Annotated in this window: 1 protein-coding gene and 1 pseudogene; both read right to left on the bottom strand. The window is 75.5% G+C overall.

Annotation, left to right across the window (positions count from 1 at the left end; all coding sequences use genetic code 11):
* Positions 1-39: 39 nt before the first annotated feature.
* Positions 40-19,413 (bottom strand): annotated as a pseudogene (locus ACFVU7_RS32400) (SDR family NAD(P)-dependent oxidoreductase); the annotation flags it as partial.
* Positions 19,410-21,404, bottom strand: a complete 1,995-nt coding sequence (gene asnB / locus ACFVU7_RS32395) for an asparagine synthase (glutamine-hydrolyzing) (RefSeq protein WP_388048610.1) — start codon at positions 21,402-21,404, stop codon at positions 19,410-19,412. The gene asnB and the pseudogene ACFVU7_RS32400, both read right to left, overlap by 4 nt.
* Position 21,405: the final 1 nt, after the last annotated feature.

The following is a 21,405-nucleotide window of genomic DNA, read 5'->3' as shown; positions in this document are numbered from 1 at the left end:
CGCCAGCCACCGGGCGGTGGCCTCCTCGAACAGCCGGGTGTCGTACTTCAGGAAGGCCTTGTAGCCGTCCTCGTCCCGGTAGACCTCCAGGGCGAGGGGATACTCCCCCGGGTAGGGCAGGTCGTCGAAGGCCCGGAGGTCCAGGTCGCCGGGAGCGGTGGGCGCCCCGTTGGTCAGCAGCTCCGCGCCGTCGAAGTTCTGGAACAGGAAGTTGGTCCGCACCAGCGGTCCGTCCCCGTCGCCCCGGGCCCGGACGATCTCGGCCAGCGGGTAGGCGCCGTGCTCGATCCCGGCCAGCACCCGGCGGTGGAGGGAGCGGAGCAGCCCGGCGACGTCCTCCGTGGCGGTGGACCGGATCGGCAGGCAGTTCGCGAACTGGCCGACGACGTCCTGGAACCGCTCCTCGTAGCGGGCGGCCGTGGTGACCCCCGCGATCAGGTCGTCCTGGCCGGTCACCCGGTGGAGGAAGCGGGTGTAGCCGGCGAGCAGCACGGTCGAGGCGCTGACCCGGTGGCTCCTGGCCGTCGCGGCGACCGCGTCGGCCAGCTCCCGCGGCAGCCGGGTCACGACCACGTCCGCGCGCGGCAGCCGCCCCGGGACCGGCGGGCGGTCGTACGGCAGGTCCAACCGCCCGTCCGCGCCGGCCAGTTCGGCCAGCCAGTGGTCCCGGTGCCGCTGCCCGCGCGGGCCGGCCAGCAGCTCCTCCTCCCAGGCGGTGTAGTCGCCGAACTCGGCGCTCCGCAGCCGTCCCCGGCCCCGGTAGGCGTCCTTGAGGGTGCGGACCAGCAGGGCCGTCGAGGTCCCGTCCAGCAGGATGTGGTGCGCGGTGACCAGCAGGAGCCGGCGGCCGTCGGGCAGGGCGGCCAGGTGCGCCCGGACCAGCGGGCCGGCGGCCAGGTCGAAGGGGGCGCCGACCAGTTCGCGCAGCGCGGCCAGCCGGCCGTCCCGCGTGGTGGGTGTGAGGTCGACCCGTTCGAAGGACGGGCCCCGGGCCGGATCGACGTCCAGGTACGGGACGCCGTCCCGCTCGGCGACCACCGCGCCCAGCAGCGGGTGGATCCGGGCCTGCTCCCGGACCGCGCGTTCCAGCGCGGCCTCGTCCGGGTCGCCGTGGACCTCGAACAGGAGCGGGAGGTGGTAGGCGACGGAGTCCGGGCAGCGCACCTGGTCCCGGTACATGGTCAGTTGGCCGCGGGACAGCGCCCAGCGCCGGCCGGGTTCACCGGTGATGCCGGTGCTGTCGGTGGTGTCGGGGGCGCCGGCCAGGCGGGCGCAGAGGGCGTCGACGCTCTCGGCCTCGAACAGCAGGGTGGGGGAGACGTCCTCGCCGAAGTCCTCGCGCAGGGCGTTGGTGAGCTGGAGGACCAGGATCGAGTCCAGGCCGTAGTCGGTGAGCGGGGCCGAGGAGTCGATCCGCTCGGCCGGGATGCCGAGCACGGTCGCCGCCTTGGCCAGGACCAGCGCCGCCGGATCGGCCGGCGGCCGGGCGGTCAGGGTGTCCACCGGCAGGGTCTCCACCGGCCGGGCGGGCCGGGCGTCGACGGGCCGGCTGTCGACGGGCCGGGCGGGCGGAGCATCGACGGGCCGGGCGGGCCGGGGGTCGACGGCGGGCGCCTGCGGCCGGGCCGGCGGGGTGTCGACCACCCGGGCCGGCGGCCGGGCCTCCGAGCGCCGGTCGGGCGCCGCGGACGTCTCCCGTCCGCCTCCCGCCGGTGCGGCCGGTGCCGCCGGCACCCGCTGCCGGGCCACCCCGTCGCTCTCCGCCGCGATCACCTGCTGCCCCAACGGGAGCGCCCGGGACACCGGGAACACGACGGTGCGGAAGCCCTCACCGGCCAGCACGTCCCGCCAGTTCCCGGGCGACAGCGCCGGCGAGCCGGGGATCCGCAGCGACCGGTCGTCGAACAGCCACCAGCCCTCCAGCAGGCCGAAGGTCACGTGGCTGAACAGGTCGAACGCCGAGAGCTCGTTCAGCAGCAGCCAACCGCCGGGCCGCAGCGCGGCCTTGGCGTTGCGCAGGGTGTTGCGGGTGTCCTTGGTCGCGTGCAGCACGTTCGCGGCGATGACCAGGTCGAAGGCGCCCTCGGCGACCTCCTGCCCGGCCAGCGGCCGTTCGATGTCGAGCAGCCGGCAGTCCAGGTACGGGACCTCCGGCCCGTACGAGGCCCGGGCGTGGTTCAGGAAGGCCTTGGAGACGTCCGTGTAGACGTAGCGCTCGATGCTGTCCCGGTACGGCTGGAGGGCGGCGAACATCCCCACGCTGGTGCCGCCGGTGCCCGCGCCGACCTCCAGGATCCGCAGCCGGGCGCCCGGGTCCCGGCGCAGCCGGTCGGCGACCAGGCCGGCGGCGGTGGCGGCCATGGCGCGGTTGAACAGGTCGGCGGCGCGGTTGTCGCGGTAGCAGCCCTCCACCAGCTCCATGGAGCCGCGCGGGAACATCACGTCGGTGGGCCGGACACGGCCGGTCAGGATCCCGGGCAGGGCCCCGAGCATGGCCGCGGCCAGGCGCAGCTCCGCCGCCCGGTCGGGGTCCGCGGACCACCGGGCGCACTGCCGCTCCCACCGGGCCAGCACCTGGTCCGCGGGCTCCGCCGGCACCAGGAGCCGCTGGGCGTGCTCCCACCACTGGGCGTACTGCGGCAGGACCGCCGCGCGGTCGACGTCGGCCAGCTGGGCGGCGAGGACCTTGGCGAGCCACGGGTCCCGCTCGGCCCGCCGCCACCGGACGACCTCGTCCAGGGCGGCGTCCGTCTCGTCGACGCCGGCCGGCAGCGTGCCGGGGCGCGGCAGGACGGCCGGGCCGTGCGCGGAGACCCGGGTGGCGCGGTCGAAGTTGGGCAGGGTGTTGCGCCGGTCGGTGCGGACGTAGGCGAGCTGCCGCTGCGGGCCGCCGAGCAGGGCGGCCAGGGCGGCGAGCCCCTCCGGCGGTTCGATCGACACCAGCCCGACCCGGGTCATCCGCTCCCGGTAGAACTCGGAGGTGACGCTCCCGAGTCCGCCCCACCAGCCCCAGTTCATGACCCGGACCGGGGTGTCCCAGTGCTGCCCGAGGGCGTGCGCGTAGGCGTCGCTGAAGGTGCAGCCGGCCGCGTAGTTGCCCTGGCCGGCGGCGGTCGTGAAGGACTGCATGGAGGACAGCAGGACCGCGAAGTCGAGCGGTTCGCCGTCGAAGGCCTCGGCCATGGCGGTCGTCACGTCGACCTTGGCGGCCAGCGCGGCGCGCAGGTCGGCCTCGTCCATCCGCGCGACGGTGCTGTCCCGCAGCACCAGCGCCGCCTGGACGACGCCGTGCACCCGGGGGTGGCGGCGCCTGACCTCGGCCAGGGCCCGGCGCAGCGCGGCCGGGTCGCCGGCGTCGGTCTGGAGGTAGCGGACGTGCTCCGGGCCTCCGGCGGAGCGGATCCGGTCCGCCACGGTGGCGTCGTGCGCCCGGCGGCCGATCCAGGTGACGTGGGCGCCGTGGTCCCGCACGACGTGCCGGGTCCACGCGGAGCCCAGCCCGCCGGCGCCGCCGATGACGACGTACACGCCGCCCTCCCGGTACACCGGCCGTTCCGGGGCCTCGCACGGGGCCCAGCGGCGGGCCAGCCACTGGCCGGTGCGCCGGACCCAGGCGTCGTCGGGGGACTGGGCGGGCAGGGCGGTGAGGTCCGCCGGCCAGCCGGAGCCGTCCAGGTCGACGCGGCGGACGGTCCAGTTGCCGTACTCCCGGCCCAGCGAGCCGAACAGGCCGTGCAGCCCGGCGTGCGCGGGCTGGACCTCGTCGTCCGCGTGGGTGGCGAGCGCACGGGTCGTCACCAGGGTGATCCCGAGCGGCCTGGCGTCGTAGCCCGCCGCGACCAGCGCCTTCACCAGGCGGAACGCGGCGACCACCCCGTCCTCCTGCGCGGCGGTGTACCCGGCGGCGTCGGTGGGCGCGAGGTCGGCCTCGGGGGCGGCCCACACCAGGTGGTCGACCGGTCCGAGTCCGCGCAGTGCGGCGGTGGCCTCCTCGACGCTCGCCGAGGCCGGCAGCGGCCAGTGCAGCGCGCCGTCGAGCGGGGCCGGCCCGCCGACGACCAGGACGCGGTCGGCGCCGGAGGGCACCGGGGCGCCGTCCGCGGGGATCGGGTCCCAGACCGGGGCGTAGAGGGCCGGTTCGACGGCGGTTTCGACGGCGGCCTCGACGGCGCCTTCGACGGCGGGCTCGGGCCGGTCCGCGGCGGCCGTTCCGGTACGGGCCTCCGGGCGGGGTTCGGTGCGGCTCCCGGTCCGGCGGGAGCTGTAGCCGACCAGCCGTACCCGGACCTCGCCGTCCTCGTCCACCAGATCGATGTCGAGCCGGCCGAGCGGCCCGGCCGCCAGGCCCCGCACCACGGCCGTCATGGCCGGGGTGCAGGGGGCGAACAGCTCGAGCCGCTCCAGCGCGAACGGCACGGCGGTGTCCCGCAGTTCGGTCAGGTGCGCCGCGACGGTGGCCTGGATCGCCGAGTCCAGCAGGGCCGGGGTGAGCGCGCCCGGCTCGGCCGCGTCGGGCAGGACCAGGTCGGCGAGCACCGTGTCGGGTCCCACGTGCGCCTGCCGGACGGCCCGCAGGCTCGGGCCGTGCTCGATGCCCATCGACCGCAGGGCCTGGTGGATCCGTTCGCCGGGCACCGTCTCCGGGCACCGCGCGCGCAGCGCGGCGAGGTCCACCCGGGGCGGGCGCGGGGCGTCGGAGGGGGCCAGGGTGCCCTCACTGCGGACCGTCCCGCCGGTCGACAGCGTGAACCGCCGGCCGCCGCGGGCGTCGGTGCGCAGGTCGACCAGCACCTCGACGGGTTCCGGCCCGACCTCCAGCGGCCGGACCCACGTCACGTTGGTCATCCGGACGCGGGTGCCGCCCAGGGCCCGACGGGCCAGTTCCAGGTGGGCGACGGCGGGCAGGATGTGCCGGCCCTGTACGACGTGGTCCCGCAGCAGCCCGTCCGTACGGGACAGCGTGACGCGGTCGCGGTCGCGGTCGCGGTCGCGGTCGCGGCCCGCCGCCGGCCCGTGCCGGTCCGGGGCGAACGGGTAGGTCGGCAGCGGGACGAGGCGTCCCCCGGCCGGGGCCGGCGCGTCCCCGACCGGCCGGGCGGGCGCGATGCCGTCGAGCACCGCGACCAGTTCGGCGGTGTCGCCCGCCAGGCACTCGAAGCGGTGCTCGAACCGCTTCCGGCCGACCCACAGGGTGTGGGCGAGGTCGCGCAGCTCCACCGAGGGGTGGGCGCGCAGGTGCGCCGCGAGCCGGCGCCGCTGCTCGGCGAGCTGCTGCTCCGTCCGGGCGGACAGGACCACGGGGTGGTCCGCCCTCGGCGCCGGGGGCCGCTCGGCCGACGGCGCCTCCTCGATGACGACGTGGGCGTTGGTGCCGCTGGCCCCGAAGGAGCTCACCACGCCGCAGCGCGGGCCGCCGGCGGGGGCCGCCCAGTCACGGGTCCGGGTGTTGACGTAGAACGGGCTGCCGGCCAGCGGGACCGCCTCGTTGGCGGTCTCGAAGTTCAGCGCGGCGGGGATCCGCCGGTGCCTGAGCGCCAGCAGGACCTTCAGCACGCCCGCGATGCCGGCGGCGAACTGGGCGTGTCCGATCGTGGTCTTCACCGAGCCCAGCGCGCAGTACTCGGCGCGGTCGGTCCGGGCGCGGAAGACCCGGTCCAGGGCCCGGAACTCGATCGGGTCGCCCAGCGGCGTGCCGGTGCCGTGCGCCTCGACCAGGCCGATCCGCTCCACGTCGATGCCGGCCCGCTCGTACAGCCCGCTGATCAGGCTCTCCTGGGAGACCGAACTCGGGGCGGTGATGCCGTTGGTGGCGCCGTCCTGGTTGACCCCGACGGCGGTGATCACGCCGTGGACGTGGTCCCCGTCCGCCAGCGCGTCGGCGAGCCGCTTGAGCACCACCACCCCGACGCCCTCACCGGGGACGAAGCCGTCCGCCCGGTGGTCGAAGCTGTGGCAGCGCCCGCTCGGGGAGAGCATCCCCGCGCGGCCCGCGAGCCCGTACAGCCGCGGCGTGGACTGGACGAACACCCCGCCGGCCAGGGCCATCGAGGTCTCGCCGGACCAGAGGTCCTTGCACGCCAGGTCGAGCGCCACCAGCGAGCTGGAGCAGGAGGTGTCGACGGCGATCGCCGGGCCCTTGAGGTCCAGGGCGTAGCTGACCCGGCTCGGGATCACCGAGGCCATGTTGCCCCACAGGGCCTGGGCCGGCGCGTCCCCGTCGAGCAGCTCCAGGTAGTCCCCGGCCCAGGCGCCGACGTACACGCCGCACGGCCGCCGGTCCATCCGGCCGGCGTACCCGGCGTCCTCCAGGGCCTTCCACGACTCCTCCAGCAGCAGCCGCTGCTGGGGGTCCATCGCGGCGGCCTCGGTGCCGGAGATGTTGAAGAACAGCGCGTCGAACTCGTCGATCCGGTCGAGGAACCCGCCCCGGGTGCACGCGCTCAGGCCGTCGAGGCGGAAGCGGGTGGCGTCGGTGACCAGGTCGTCCCCGTTCTCCAGCCGCGTCCACAGCTCGTCCAGCGAGCCGGTGCCCGCGAACCGGCCGCTCATGCCGACGACCGCGATCGGGCCGCGGTCCACCGGGCCGGGGGCGGCCACCGGCTGTCCGGTGGCGGGACGGCGGTCGGTGACCGGGGCGCCGCCGTCGGCGGCTCCGGCGTCAGGCGCGGCGCCCGGTGTGGCGTCGAGCGCGGCCGAGGGCCGGGCCCCGCCGCCGGTCCGGGCGGGCACCATGGCGTCCCGGTGCTCGGCGAGCAGGTGCGCGGCCAGCCGGTCGACCGTGCTGTGGTCGAAGACCACGGTGGTCGAAAGGTCCAGCGAGAGCGCGGTGTTGAGCTCGTGGACCAGCCGGACGGCGAGGATGGAGTCCAGGCCCAGATCGGCGAACGCCGACCCGTCGAGGACCTCGCCGGCCTCCATCGCGAGGGCGGCGGCGACCTTCTCCCGCACCAGCGCGGGCACCAGCCCGTCCAGGTCGGCGGGTTCGGCCGGTTCGTCAAGACCGGCCAGGTCGACCGGTTCGGCGGCCGCGGGGGGAACGGGTGCTGCGGGGGGAACGTCCCCGGACCGGGCCAGGTCGCCGATCCAGAACCGTTCCGCGGCGAACGGATAGGTGGGCAGGGCGATGGTCCGCCGCGCCGCCCGGTGCGTGCTCCGCCAGTCGATCGCGACGCCGGACGCCCACAGGGCCGCGACCTTGGACAGCTCCCCGGCGGCGCTCCAGCGCCGGACGAGCAGCTCCTGGAGCTCGCCGTCCGCGGTGAGTTCCGCGAGCAGCCCGTCGGGAGCCGTCCCCGCGCTGCCCCGGAGCCCCCGGCCCTCGCGCAGCGCGTCCCGCAGCTCCCTGGTGGAGGAGACCACGACCGCGTACCGCTCGGCCATCGCCTCCCGTCCCACCTGGAGGGTGTATGCGAGGTCGGCCAGCGGGGTGTCCGGGGCTCGGTCGAGGAACGCGGCCAACCGGTCGACGGAGGCGGCGAGTCGGTCGGGGGTCCGGGCGGAGAGGACGACGACGTGTTCGGCGCCGTCCTCGGTGCCGTCTGCGGGTTGCACGGGGTACTCCTCGACGATCACGTGCGCGTTGGAGCCGCCGGCACCGAAGGAGGACACCGCCGCGATCCGCGGGCCCTCGCTGTGCCAGGGCGCCGCTTCGCGCTGGAGCCGGAAGGGGGACGACCCGAAGTCGATGTTCGGGTTGGGCTGTTCGGCGTTCAGGGTGGGGACCAGTTCCCGGTGCCCGAGCTGCAGCAGCACCTTGGTGAGGCCCGCCACGCCGGCGGAGGCCTCCAGGTGCCCGATGCCGGACTTCACCGAACCGAGCGCGCAGTACTGGCGGTCCTCGGTGTCCTGCCGGAACGCCGCGGCCAGGCCGGCGACCTCGATCGGGTCGCCCAGCTCGGTGCCGGTGCCGTGCGCCTCGACGTACCCGACCTGCCGCGCCGAGACGCCGGCCCGGTCGAGCACCTGACGGATCAGCGCGGCCTGGGCGGTCGGGCTCGGCACGGTGTAACCGGTGCTGCGCCCGCCGTGGTTGACGCCGGTGGCGCGGATCAGGCCCAGCACCCGGTCCCCGTCGGCCAGGGCCCGGGACAGCGGCTTGAGCAGCACGCAGCCGACGCCCTCGCCCGGGACGAACCCGTGGCCGCCGGCGCCGAAGCTGCGGCAGTACCGGTCGGGCGAGAGCATGCCGGAGCGGCACAGCTCGACGTAGTCCAGCGGGTGGGTGTAGACGTTCGCGCCGCCGGCCAGGGCGACCTCGCAGGCGCCGCTGCGGAGTTGCTCGCAGGCCTCGTGGATCGCGGTCAGCGAGGCCGAGCACATGGTGTCCACGGTCAGGCTCGGCCCGCGCAGGTCGAGCAGGTAGGAGACCCGGGCGCTCAGCGAGGCGAACGACAGCCCGGGGACGACGAGTTCACCCGAGGGCAGCCGGCCCGCCGGGTGCCGGGCGTGCCCGACCTTGGTGACGCCGGCGAACACCCCGACCCGGTGGTCATGCTGCTCGGCGAGGCGGGCGCGGGTGTACCCGGCGTCCTCCAGCACCTCCCAGGCGGCCTGGACGAACAGCCGCTCCTGCGGGTCCATCGCGTAGGCGTCGCGCGGGGCGATGCCGAAGAACCTCGGGTCGAAGTCGGCGAAGCCGTCCAGGAACCCGCCCCACTTGCTGTAGCTGCGCCCGGTGGTCGCGGCGGTGGTGCGGTCCGGTTCGAAGAAGCCGTCCAGCGGCCACCGGTCGATCTCGCGGACGCTGTCGCGGCCGGCCCTGAGGTTCTCCCAGAACTCGCCCAGGTCGGCGGCGCCCGGATAGCGGCCGCTCAGCCCGATGACGGCGATCGGCTCGTCGGGCCCGGCGGCGCGCTCGGCGGCACGTCCGACGGCGGGTTCCCCGGCGGGGACGGTCCGTCCCGAGGGGGCCGCCGGGGCGGGCCCGGTCGCCCGCTCCGGTACGGGTTGCGGTACGGGCTCCGGGCGGCGTGCGCCGCCGAGCCGGGCGGCCACCGCCCGCAGGGTCGGCTGCTCGTAGAACAGGGTCGAGGAGGCCTCGGGGTAGAACGGGGCCAGCGCACGGTTGAGCTGGATCACCATCACCGAGTCGAGACCGATGTCGACGAACGGCCGGTCCGGGTCCACCGCCTGCGGGGGCAGCTTGCTGACCTCCGCGAAGACCTCCCGCAGGTGGTCCAGCACGGCGCGGTCCGCGGTGCGGCCCCCGGACGGTGCGGGCGCGGGCGGAGCGGCAGCGGCAGGAGCAGCGGCCGGGGCGGGCGAGCCGTGGTGCACCCACACCCGGTCCGCCCCGGTGTGCCAGGCGTCGACCAGGGCGGCGAGGCCCGTCGGCGTCGGCATCGGGACCAGCCCCCGGTCCTCCCGCAGGTAGGCCAGGGTGCGGTCGTCGACGGTCATGCCGCCGTCCTGCCACAGCGGCCAGGCCACGGAGAGCGTCCGGCCCCGCCGTTCCCCCCGGGCGACGGCCGCGTTGCGGGAGGCGGCGAACTCGTCGAGGAAGGCGTTGGCGGCCGCGTAGTCGCTCTGCCCGGGGTTGCCGGTGACGGCGGCGCCGGAGGAGTAGGCCAGGACGAACTCCAGCGGGCAGTGCGCGGTGGCCCGGTCGAGGTGGACGAGGCCGTCCGCCTTGGCGCCGAGCACCTCCTCCCACTGCGCCGCGGTCTTCTCCGCGAGCAGGGCGTCGCGGACCACTCCGGCGGCGTGCACCACCCCGGTGACCTCGCCCGCCTCGGCGACGAGGTGGCGGACCTCCTCCCAGCGCGAGAGGTCGGCCCGCACGTAGCGCGCGACCGCGCCGGCCTGCCGCAGTTCGGCCAGCAGCGCCTCCACCCGCTCGTCGGCCGCTGAGCGGCCCGCGAGGACGAGGGTGGGCCGTCGGACGTCGGCGGCGATCCGACGGGCCGTCGCGGCGCCGATGCCGCCGGCGCCGCCGGTGACGAGGTAGACGCCGCCGTCCCGCCACGGCGGGGCGGAGCCGGTGGCCGGGGGAGTGACGGGGGTCCAGCCGAGGGTCTGCCGGACGCCGTGGCGGTAGCGGACGAGGTCGTCCGCGCCGTCGGCGTTCTCCGCGACCGCGGTGGCCGGGTCGACGCCCGCGGCGCCGTCCAGGACGATCACCTGGCCGAGGACTCCGGGGTCCTCCTTGGCCACCGAGCGCAGCAGGCCGGCCAGGGCCGCGGTGTCCGCGACCACCTGGACCAGCACCGTGCCCTCCTCGGCCGCCAGGCCCCGGACGGTCTCCAGCAGCTGCCAGGACAGGTCGCGGAACCGGCTCTCCGGCCGCTGTTTGGCGGTCTCCAGCCGGATCGCCCCGGGGAGGTCGCCGTCGACCCCGCACAGCACGACCGCGCGGCGGTCGTGGCGGCGGCCCGGCGCGGCGGGGGCCGGAGCCCAGGCCGGGACGGACAGGACCGTGACGGCCTCCGGGGCGGCGCCGGGAGCGGCGGCCGCTTCGGTGTCCGGTGCCGCGACGGGCGCCTGGGCGAGCGCCGGGGCGGGCTCGGCCTCCGGGTGCCAGAAGCGGTCCCGGGCGAAGGGGTACCCGGGCAGATGAACCCGTCCGGGCGTCGCTCCGCCGGTCCAGGCCGACCGGTCGAGGGCCTCGCCCGCGATCCAGCGCGCCGCCGGACCGGCGGCCTCGCCCCGGTCGCCGGTGGCGACGAACGCCCGCAGACGGTCGGCGAGTTGGGCCACGCTGGACACCGTCCAGGCGATCCGCTCGGCCATCTCCTCCCGGCCGGCCAGGAGGGTCCAGGCGACCGAGCGCAGGGACACCCCCTCCGACCGCTCCAGGAAGGCCAGCAGGTCCCGGGCCCGGTCGGTCAACTGCCCCGGGGTGCGCGCCGAGAGCGGCACCAGGACGTCCCCGGCGGGCTCCTCCCGGCCGGCCCGGACCGGGACGTACTCCTCGACCACGACATGGGCGTTGACGCCGCCGAAGCCGAAGCTGCTGACCCCGGCGCGCCTCGGCCCGTCCCGGCCGTCGCGGTCGCGCGGACGCGGCCAGGGCTCGTTCTCCCGGACCAGGTGGAAGGGCCCGTCGTCGAGTTCGACGAACGGGTTGACCCGCCGCAGGTGCCGGTTCGCGGGCAGCACCCCGTGCCGGAGCGAGAGCAGCACCTTCAGCAGCCCGGCGATGCCGGCGGCGGACTCCAGGTGCCCGATGTTGGTCTTGACCGAGCCCAGGCCGCAGGCGCCGTCGTCGCTCCGGCCGAGCCGGCGGAAGGCCGTGCGCAGCGCGCGGACCTCGACCGGGTCGCCGAGGGCCGTGCCGGTGCCGTGGGTCTCGATGTAGCCGATGGTGTCCGGGTCGAGGTCGCCGACGGCCGCGGTGACCAGCTCGGCCTGGGCGTCGGCGTTCGGCGCGGTGAGCGAGTTGGCCCGTCCGCCGTGGTTGTAGGCGCTGCCCCGGAGCACGCCGAGGATCGCGTCGCCGTCCCGCTCGGCCGCCGCCAGCGGCTTGAGGACGACGGCCCCGACGCCCTCGCCGCGCACGTAGCCGTTCGCGTCGGCGTCGAAGGTGCGGCACAGGCCGTCCGGGCTGAGCATCCCCGCGCGGTGGGCGCTGACGAAGGTGCCGGCGTCGAGCAGGACGTTCACCCCGCCCGCGATCGCCAGGTCGCAGGCGCCGGACCGGATGGCTTCCATGGCGCGGTGCACCGCCACCAGCGAGCTGGAGCAGGCGGTGTCGATGGGCTCGCTCGGGCCGCGCACGTCGAGCAGGTAGGAGATGCGGTTGGCCAGGATCGAGTGGTTGGTGCCGGTCGCGGTGAAGGCGTCCGGCCGCACCCCTCGGGTGCTGAGCAGGGTCGCGTAGTCGTTGTTGGTGACGCCGATGAACACCCCGGTGTTGGAGGGGAGTTCGCTCGGCCGGTGGGCGCTGTCCTCCAGCGCCTGCCACACCGTCTCCAGCACCAGCCGGTGCTGCGGGTCCATCAGTTCGGCCTCGCGCGGCAGGATCCGGAAGAACGCCGCGTCGAAGGCGTCGACCTCGTCGAGGGCGCCCATCCGCCGGGGGAAGTCCAGGGCGGTGATGGCCCGGCGCTGCTCCTCGTCGTAGCGGTCCAGCGGGAAGGCGGTGACGGAGTCCCGCCCGGCCAGCAGGTTCGCCCAGAACTCGCCGAGGTCGCGGGCACCGGGGAAGCGTCCGGCCGCGCCGATCACGGCGATCGGCGTGTCCGGGGCCCGTCCGGGCCGGTCCGGGAGGGGCCGGCGCCCGGTGGCGGGGGCCGTCGCGGAGGCTGTCACGGGGGCCGTCACGGCGGCGGTCACGGGGACGGCTGCCGGGACGGTCGCGGGGCGGGCCGCCGGGCGGCGCGGCGCGGCCGAGGCCCCGTGCTCCGCGACCAGGTGGGCGCCCAGCGCCTCCAGGGTGCTGAGGTCGAAGAACACGGCCGGGCTGACCTTGGCGCCGAAGCGCTCCTCGATCTGCTTGGCGAAGTACACCAGCGAGATCGAGTCGAAGCCGAACTCGTCCATGCCGGTCCGGGGGTCGAGCTCCTCCGGCTCGAACTTCAGCAGCCCCGCCGCGATCTCGCGCAGCACCTCCACGACCCCGTCCGCACCCGTCGGTCCGGACGTGCCCTCCGCCGGCGCGGGAGTACCCGGCTCGGGGCGGAGTACGGCGGGCCGGGGGGCCCGGCGGGCCGCCGGTGGCGTCCCCCCGGTGCCGCACAGCACGCCCTCCAGCGCGCCGAGCACCTCGCCCGAAGCGTCGGCCAGGAGGATCCGGTCGGCGCCGAGGAGGACGTGGGCGACCGGCCCGCCGGACCGGACGGTGACCCGGTCGATCCGGTGCGGCGCGACCCGCTGCCAGTCCGGGTGCCCGGCCCGGCGGGCCGTCCACTGCACGCCCAGGGCGATCGCCGCGAGGACGGACGGTTCGACGGTCACGTTCCGCCGGGCGTGGTCCTGCTGGACGCCGGGGCGGGACAGGTGCAGGACGGTGCTGCCGTCCGGGGCGGCGGACACCGCGTCGACGGCGCAGGAGGCGGCCCGGGGGACGACGCCGCCCTCGGCCAGTTCGGCCAGGAGGCCCGCCCGGTCCAGCACCTGCCGCAGGCCGGTGAGGTCGATCCGGCCGGTGGGCGCGTCGGCCGCCCGGACGGTGAACTCGACGGCCGGCGGCCCGTCCCCGGCCCGCACCAGGCCGTGGCCGTCGGCGAACTCCGTGACGAGGCGGTCGGTGGCCGACCAGTCGACCGGCCGCAGCACCCGCAGGTCGTGCACGGCCGGCTCGGCCGCGTACCCGCTGACCCTCGCGGTGGCGAGCGCGAGGTCCACGGCGAAGGTGGACACCACGACGGGGAGCCCGTCCTGGCGGTAGGTGTAGTCCTGGAGGTCGTCGAGCCGCAGGTCCGCGGTGTAGCGCAGGCCGTGGACGTCGGACTCGTTGCGCCCCAGGAAGGGGTGCAGCCGCTCGCGGTGGGCCAGCGGGGCGAGCACGGTCGGCGCGTCCTCGTCCACCTCGACCCAGCAGCGCACCCGGTCGAAGGGGTACGGGGGCAGCGGGACCCGCCGGGCCGTGGGCAGCCGGTCCCAGTCGACGCTGCGGCCCGCGAGCCAGGTCCGGGCGATCTCGTGCTCCGGCAGGTCCCGGCGGCCCGCCGCCCAGCCGTCCAGGGCGGCCAGGGCGGCCGCCTTGTCGGCCGCCACGAAGGCCCAGCGGTGCGGCAGTTCGTTCCTGCCGACCCGCAGGGTGAAGGCGATGTCGGGGAGGTCGGCCTCGCGGGCCCCGGCGAGGTGGTCGCGGAAGACGGCCAGGTGGCGTCCGAGGGCGTCCTCGTTCATGGCGGAGAACACGAACAGCTGCTCGCCGAAGGGCTCCTGGCGCTCCGGCCGCGGCGGGTACTCCTCCAGGATGATGTGGGAGTTCATGCCGCCGGCGCCGATCGAGGTGAGGCCGGCCCGGCGCGGGTGGACGACCTCCCGGCCGTCGACCGTGGTGACGACCGGCTGCCAGTCGGCGAGGGTCTGCTGCACCCGGAACGGGGTGTCCGCGAAGTCGATGTCCGGGTTGAGCTCCGTGCTGTGCAGGGACGGCACCAGCTTGCCGTGCCGCAGCTGGAGCAGCACCTTCGCCAGGCCCACCATCCCGGCCGCGGCGAGCAGGTGGCCCATGGTGGCCTTGACCGAGCCGAGGGCGCAGAACTGCCGGTCCTCGGTGTACTTCCGGAACGCCGAGGTGAGGGCGCGGACCTCGATCGGGTCGCCCAGGGCGGTGCCCGAACCGTGGCCCTCGACGTAGCCGATCGTCCTCGGGTCGATCCCGGCGTCCTCGACGGCCTTCTCGATCGCGCGGGCCTGCATGCCGGGGCTCGGCACGGTGAAGCCGTTGCGCACACCGGCGTTGGACAGGGCGGTGCCCTTGATCACGGCGTACACGTGGTCGCCGTCGCGCTCCGCGTCGACCAGCGGCTTGAGCACCACCGCGCCGACGCCCTCGCCGAGGATGGTGCCGTCCACGCCGACGCCGAAGCTGCGGATCACGTCGGAGGTGCCGGTGGTGAAGTGCTCCTGCGAGGAGGTGATCAGGTTGTACGGGTGCAGCAGCAGGTTGATGCCGCCCGCGACCACCATCCGGCACTCGCCGGCCCGCAGCATCTGCACGGCCTGGTGGACACAGGTCGAGGAGGCCGAGCACATGGTGTCCACGAAGATCGACGGCCCGGTCAGGCCGTAGAAGTAGGACAGCATGTTCGGGATCGTCCCGGTGTAGCTGCCGCTCTGCGGGGCGCCGCGGGTGAGGCTGTTCTGGAAGCCGTACAGGTTGTAGTGGTTGCTCATCGTCCCGACGAGCACGCCGACGTCGCCCTGGTAGCGGCGCCGGATGGTCTCCCGGGAGTAGCCCGAGTCCTCCAGCGCCTGCACGCCGGCCTGGAGGAACAGCCGCACCTCCGGGGACATCTGCTCGGCCTCGCGCTTGGAGATCCGGAAGTACCGGGGGTCGAAGGCGTCGATGTCGCGCAGGAAGGTCCCGGTCCGGATCACGCTCTTGCCGGGCACGGCCCGGTCGCTGTCGTGGACGACGCGGTGGTCCCAGCGGTCGGCGGGGACCTCGGTGAAGCTGTGCCGGCCGTTCTCCAGCAGCTCCCACAGCTCGTCGAGGGTGTCGGCGCCGGGGTAGCGCCCGGAGACCCCGATGATCGCGATGTCGTGCCGGTCGTCGCGGTCCCGGTGCCGGCCGGACGGCTCCGCGCGGGCCTCGACGGCAGCGACGGCGCTGACGGCGTCAGCGGTCCGAGCGGGTACCTCGACTGCCTCGGGCTCGGGTTCGGCCCGCGGCGCCGCCCCGCCGAGGACGGCCTCCAACTGCTCCCGCCGGGACTCCACGAAGTGGGCGGCGACGTCGGCGATGTTGAGGTACTCGAAGAAGATGGTCTTGGACAGCGGCCCGAACAGCTTCTCCAGCTCGGCGGTCACGCCCATGATGCTCAGCGAGTCGATGCCGTACGCGACGAGGTCGGTGGCCGGGTCGAGGTCCTCCGGCCGGTGCCGGAGGACCTCGGCGACGATCCGCCGCAGCAGTTCCTCGGTCCGCTCGGTCAGGTTCCCGCTGTCGCCGCCGGGTACCGGGCCGGCGGGTACGGCGGTCCGAACCGGTGTGCCCGGTACGGCGGTTCGGACCGGTACGGCGGGCCGGGCCGCGAGCGTGGCGCCCGCGCCGTAGCCGACCACGACGTGCGCCGGGGCGTCGGCGCGCAGCGCCCCGCCGAGCGCGCGCAGCCCGTCCTCGGTGGGCAGCGGCTCCCAGCCCCGCTCGCGGCGCATCGCCTCCCGGCCGGCCGCGTCCATCGTCATGCCGCCGTCGGCCCACAGCGGCCAACTGACCGCGACGGTACGGCCGGTGCGCTCGCCGGAGTCGACCAGGGACTGCCGGTGCGCGGCGAACGCGTCCAGGAAGGCGTTGGCCGCGGCGTAGTCGGACTGGCCGGGGTTGCCGTACACCCCGGCGACCGACGAGAAGAGCACGAAGTGGTCCAGGTCGAGGTGGCGGGTGGCGGCGTCGAGGTTGAGCGCGCCGCGGATCTTCGGCGCGCCCACCGTGCGGACGTCGGCCAGGTCCTTGCGCACCAGGTACTGGTCGCGCAGGACGCCGGCCGCGTGGACGACGCCGTCGAGCGAGCCGTGGTCGCGCAGGATCGTCTCGACCGCGGCCCGGACCTCCTCGGCGTCGGCCACGTCCACCGGCAGGTGGTGGGCGTCGACGCCGTCGGCGCGCAGGTCGGCGAGCGGGCCGGTGGCGGACCGTCCGCTGAGCACCACCGTGGCCCCGGCGCGGCCGAAGTAGCGGGCCAGGTGCGGACCGAGGCCGCCCAGGCCGCCGGTGATCCAGTACACCCCGCCGGTCCGCAGCTCCGGTACGGCCGGGCCGGCCGCGAGCGGGGCGTCGACGGGCTCCAGCACCTGCCGGACCCCGTCGGCCCGGCGGCGGACCTCACTGTCGGCGCCCTCGTCCGCGCACTCCTCGGCGACGATCCGCTCGATCGTCGCCGGGGCCGCGCCCTCCAGGCCGTCGACACGCACCACCCGGCCGGTGACCAGCGGGTTCTCCAGGGCCACGGTGCGGAACAGCCCCGCCAGCGGCCGGTGGAAGTGCGCGGGGACCCGCCCGTCGACCAGCACCACGAACCGGTGCTCGGTGGTGGGCCGGGTGAGCAGCAGCTCCCGGACGGCGGCGAACACCGTGTCCGTCATGGCCTCGACGCCGTCGGCCGGGGCCGAGGGGGCGATGCCCGGCAGCTCCGGGGTGTGCGGGGTGCGGGCCGGGCCGCCCGGGACGGCCGGCCGGTCCGTCCACCGGGTGGTGGCGGTGACGACGCGCGGGCCGGTGCCGGTGCCGGTGCCGGTAGCGCGCTGGGCGAGCCCCCGGATCGTGGCGTGCACGGTGCCCTCGTGGTCGCACAGGTCGATGTCGAAGGTGGCCACCGCGCCGGAGCTGCCGGAACCGCCGGTGCGCCGGATCCAGGCCCAGCTCTCGGCCGGGCACGGCCCGTGGACCAGGACCTCGTCCAGGGCCAGCGGCAGGGTCGGCCCGGCGGTGTCCGGCATCAGCGTGACGGAGACCTGGAAGGCCGCGTCCAGCAGGCTCGGCGGCAGCAGGTGTCCGCCGTCCTCGGGCTCGGTCGGCCGGATGCGGGCGAGCGCCCCGTCCGGGCCGGTGCGCAGCTCCCGCAGCGCGCGCATGGCCGGGCCGTACTCCAGGCCCTGGGCGCGCAGCCGCCGGTGGACGGCGTCGGGCTCGGCCGGGTCGGGGCAGGAGGCGCGCAGCGCGGCCAGGTCGAGCGGGGCCGGCGGCGCGGGCGGGACGAGCTCGGCGCGGCCGGTGCCGTGCTCCGTGCCGTCGCGTACGAACGCGACGGCGATCCCGTGGTCCCCGGGCGTCAGTTCGACCTGGACGTCGACGGGTTCCTCGTCGACGGTGATCGGCCGCACCCAGGCCAGGTCGTGCAGCCGGACGGTCCCCGTCCCGGTGGCCGAGAGCGCCACGGCGGCCCGGGCCATCTCGACGTAGGCGGCGGCGGGCAGCACCCGCCGGCCGCCGACCCGGTGGTCGTCGAGGAAGGGTTCGGCGCCGGTGAACGTCGAGGTGTAGCGCTGCTGCGCCAGGTCGGAGGTGTTGCGGTGGACGAGGGGGTGCAGCTGCCCGGTGGCGGCGGGGGCGACGGGCTCCGGCACGCGGTACCAGTGCCGGTCCCGCGCGAACGGGTAGGTGGGCAGCCGCACCCGGTGGGCGCCGGGGTGGTGCGGCCAGCTCGCGTCGCCGCCCGCCAGCCAGTCGGCGACCGCCGTCATCAGCTCGGGGCCGGCGCCGGCGGGGTTGGCGGCCTCGCCCGCCGGGAGCTCACCGGACACCAGCGTCCCCAGCGCGGCGACGAGCTGGTCCCGGTCGGCGACGACGAGCGCGGCCCGGACGGCCAGCGGTTCGCGGCCCACCCGCAGGGTGTGGGCGATGTCGGCCGGCGACTGCTGCGGCAGCAGCGCGGACTCCGGCGCGAGCAGGTGCTCGCGCAGCAGTCCGGCGAGCACCCGCAGCCGCTCGGGGCTGCGCGCCGACAGCGGGACGACGTACGGGCCCGGCGCGCCGGCCGAGGAGGTGCGGCGGCGCGGTTCCTCCATCAGCACATGGGCGTTGGTCCCGCCGAAGCCGAAGGAGCTGACGCCGGCCCGGCGGGGCGCGCCGTCCACGGCCGGCCAGGGCCGGGTCCCGTCGACGATGTAGAAGGGGCTGCCGGCCAGGTTGATCAGCGGGTTCAGGTTCCGGAAGTTGACGGTCGCGGGCAGCACCCCGGCCGTCATGGCGGCGACGACCTTCACCATGCCCGCCACCCCGGCGGCGGATTCCAGGTGCCCGATGTTGGTCTTGACCGAGCCGATGCCGGTGGTGTCCGGGTCGGGTTCGGTCCCGGCGGCCTCGTGCAGGTTGCGGAAGGCGCGCTTGAGGCCGACGATCTCGATCGGGTCGCCGACCGGGGTGCCCGGCCCGTGCGCCTCGATGTAGCCGACGGTGCCGGGCGCGACGCCCGCCCGGGTGTAGACGTCCTCGATCAGCGCGGCCTGGGCGGTCGGGCTGGTCACGGTCAGCGAGTTGGTCCGGCCGCCGTGGTTGGTGCCGACGCCCTTGATCACCCCGTGGACCGGGTCGGCGTCCGCGATCGCCCGGGCGAGCGGTTTGAGCAGCAGGACCGCCCCGCCCTCGCCCCGGACGAACCCGTCGGCGCCCTCGTCGAAGGCCTGCGCCCGGCCGGTGGGCGAGAGCATGCCGGCCTTGCTGAAGGCCACGAAGTGCTTCGGGGACCAGCACAGGTTGACGCCGCCGGCCAGTGCCAGGTCGCAGTCCCCGTTGTTGAGCGCGGTCACGGCCTCGTAGACGGACACCAGGGAGCTGGAGCAGGCGGTGTCGTTGGTGATGCTCGGGCCGTGGAGGTCGAAGTGGTAGGAGAGCCGGTTGGCGACGATCGAGTACGCCGTTCCGGTCGGGAAGTAGGCGTCGGTCGCCACGTCGTCGCGCTCGATGAGTTCGGCGTAGTCGGCGTGGCAGACGCCCATGAAGACCCCGGTGCGGCTGCCCGCGAGCTCGCTCGCGCGGTAGCCCGCGTCCTCGACGGCCTTCCAGGCGAGTTCGAGGGCGAACCGCTGCTGCGGGTCCATCGTCTCGGCCTCGCGCGGGGAGATGGCGAAGAAGGCGGCGTCGAAGCGGTCCGCGTCCTCGATGAACCCGGCCCAGATGCTGTTGGTCCGTTCGCCGCCGTTGCGCGGGTCCCCGAAGTAGCGTTCCTTGGACCACCGTTCGGCCGGGACCTCGGTGATCAGGGAGCGTCCGGCGGCGAGGTGGTCGAAGAGCGTGGCGAGGGTGTCGGCCCCGGGGAAGCGCAGGGCGAGTCCGATGATGGCGATGCCGTCGGTGGTCACCGGGCCTCCTTTCCGGTCCGGACGGCGTGGCGCCGGTCCACGGTCACTTTCAGGTCGATTGCCGGGGCGGCCGATCCGCCGTTCTGGCCGGCGCCGTCGAGCACGAACTGCCGGTGGAGCACGGCGGTGGTGAGCAGGTAGACGAAGGCCTGGTCCTCCTTGGTGCTCACGTCCTCGGCGGGCGAGGCCATGACGCGGTCCGTCAGGCGGCGGGCGAACCGCTGGTCCAGGAAGTCGAGCTTGCCCAACTCGGTGTCGGACAGGAGGAGTTCCAGGTAGTCCGGGCGGTGCTCCTTGAACACCTCGCTGCCCGGGGCGCGGTAGGGCTGCTTGGGGCGGTCCGTGGTCCACTGCGGCAGCTCGGCGCGGAACGCCTTCTTCAGGACGGCCTTCTCGTTCCACCCGTCGTCGAAGCGGAGGTTGACCGCGGAGGCGGCCCGGACCACCGCCGGGTCGAGGAACGGGCAGCGGTTCTCCACGCTGTGCGCCAGGGCGACGCGCTCGCCCTGGGTCGAGAGCAGGAATCCGGGCAGCAGGGTCTTGTACTCCAGCCACTGGGCCTTCTGCACCGCGGACATGGCCTGGTAGCCCGGCGCCCGGGAGACCAGGTCGAGCAGGTCGGCGAACGGGTCCTTGCGGGAGGCGAGCAGCCGGGCCGCGAACCTGCCGTTCTGGTACCGCAGTTCGTGGGAGAACAGGCCGGGCAGCCGCTCGGTGGCGAACTGCTGGTACAGGCCGAGCAGGTGGCCCTGGTGGGCCGGGCCGAAGTGCGCCAGCTCCGGGTGCAGGGTGGCGAGTCCGGCGCGCCGCTCGGTGTCGGTGAGCCCGTGCCAGCGTTCGCGCAGCATGGTCTCGCGGAACAGGGAGTAGCCGAGGAAGGCCTCGTCGGAGCCCTCGCCGCTGAGCACGGTCTTGATGCCCGCGTCGCGGACGTGGCGGGAGAGCAGGAACATCGGGACGAAGGACGTCCGGAAGGCGGGCACCTCGGCGTGGTACACCGCCGACGGGAGGTTGTCGGCGATGTCCGCGCCGGTGACCGGGAGGGCGGAGTGCAGGGTGCCCAGGTGCTCGGCGACCAGCAGCTGGCTGTCGGACTCGTCGAAGTTCTTGTCCCGGAAGGCCACCGAGAAGGTGCGGACCTGGTGCCGGGACAGCTGCGTGGCGAGGCTGGTGACCACGGAGGAGTCGAGGCCGCCGCTCAGGTAGACGCCGACCTCCACGTCGGAGCGCAGGCGCAGCTCCACCGCGGTGCGCAGGCTCTCCCGGACGAACGCGACCGCCTCCGGCTCGGTGCCGTCGAAGCCCGGTACGTCGAAGGAGAGTTCCTCGTACGCGCGCGGCGAGCGCAGGCCGCCGCCGGCCTCCAGGTAGCAGCCCATGGGCAGTTGGCGGACGCCGGCGAACGGCGTGCGGTCGGGCAGCGGCGTCCACACCGCGTAGATCGACGCGAGGTCCGGCGGGGAGAGCTCGAAGCGGAAGCCGGGGAACGCGCCGAAGGCCTTCGCCTCGGAGGCGAACAGGAGGGCGCCGCCGTGCTCGGCGTAGTACAGCGGGCGCTTGCCGTACCGGTCGCGGGCCAGGACGAGCCCGCCGGTGGCGGTGTCCCTGATCGCGAGCGCGAACGGGCCGTTGAAGCGGGCGAAGCAGGCCGGGCCCCACTGGATCCAGGCCTGGAGGGCGACTTCGGTGTCGGAGTGGTCGGTGCGGAACGGGCGGCCCAGGCCCTCCAGTTCCGCGCGCAGTTCGACGTGGTTGTAGATCTCGCCGTTGAAGCAGATCCAGTAGCGCTCCGTCGGGTCCGACATCGGCTGGGCGCCGTCGGCGGGATCGACGATCGCCAGCCGTACGGTGCCCATCGCGAGCCCGTCGTCCAGGTAGTAGCCGGCCTGGTCCGGTCCGCGGTGGCGGATGGTCGAGAGCATCGAGGTGATGACCTCGTCGGGTGCTCCGGTCAGTGGTGGGTCCGCGAGGAACCCGGCGATTCCGCACATG

The sequence above is a fragment of the Kitasatospora sp. NPDC058046 genome, assembly GCF_042885595.1.
Lineage (GTDB): Bacteria > Actinomycetota > Actinomycetes > Streptomycetales > Streptomycetaceae > Kitasatospora.
The sequence above is the reverse complement of the archived record's forward strand: the minus strand, read 5'-3'. Positions and strand labels throughout refer to the sequence as shown.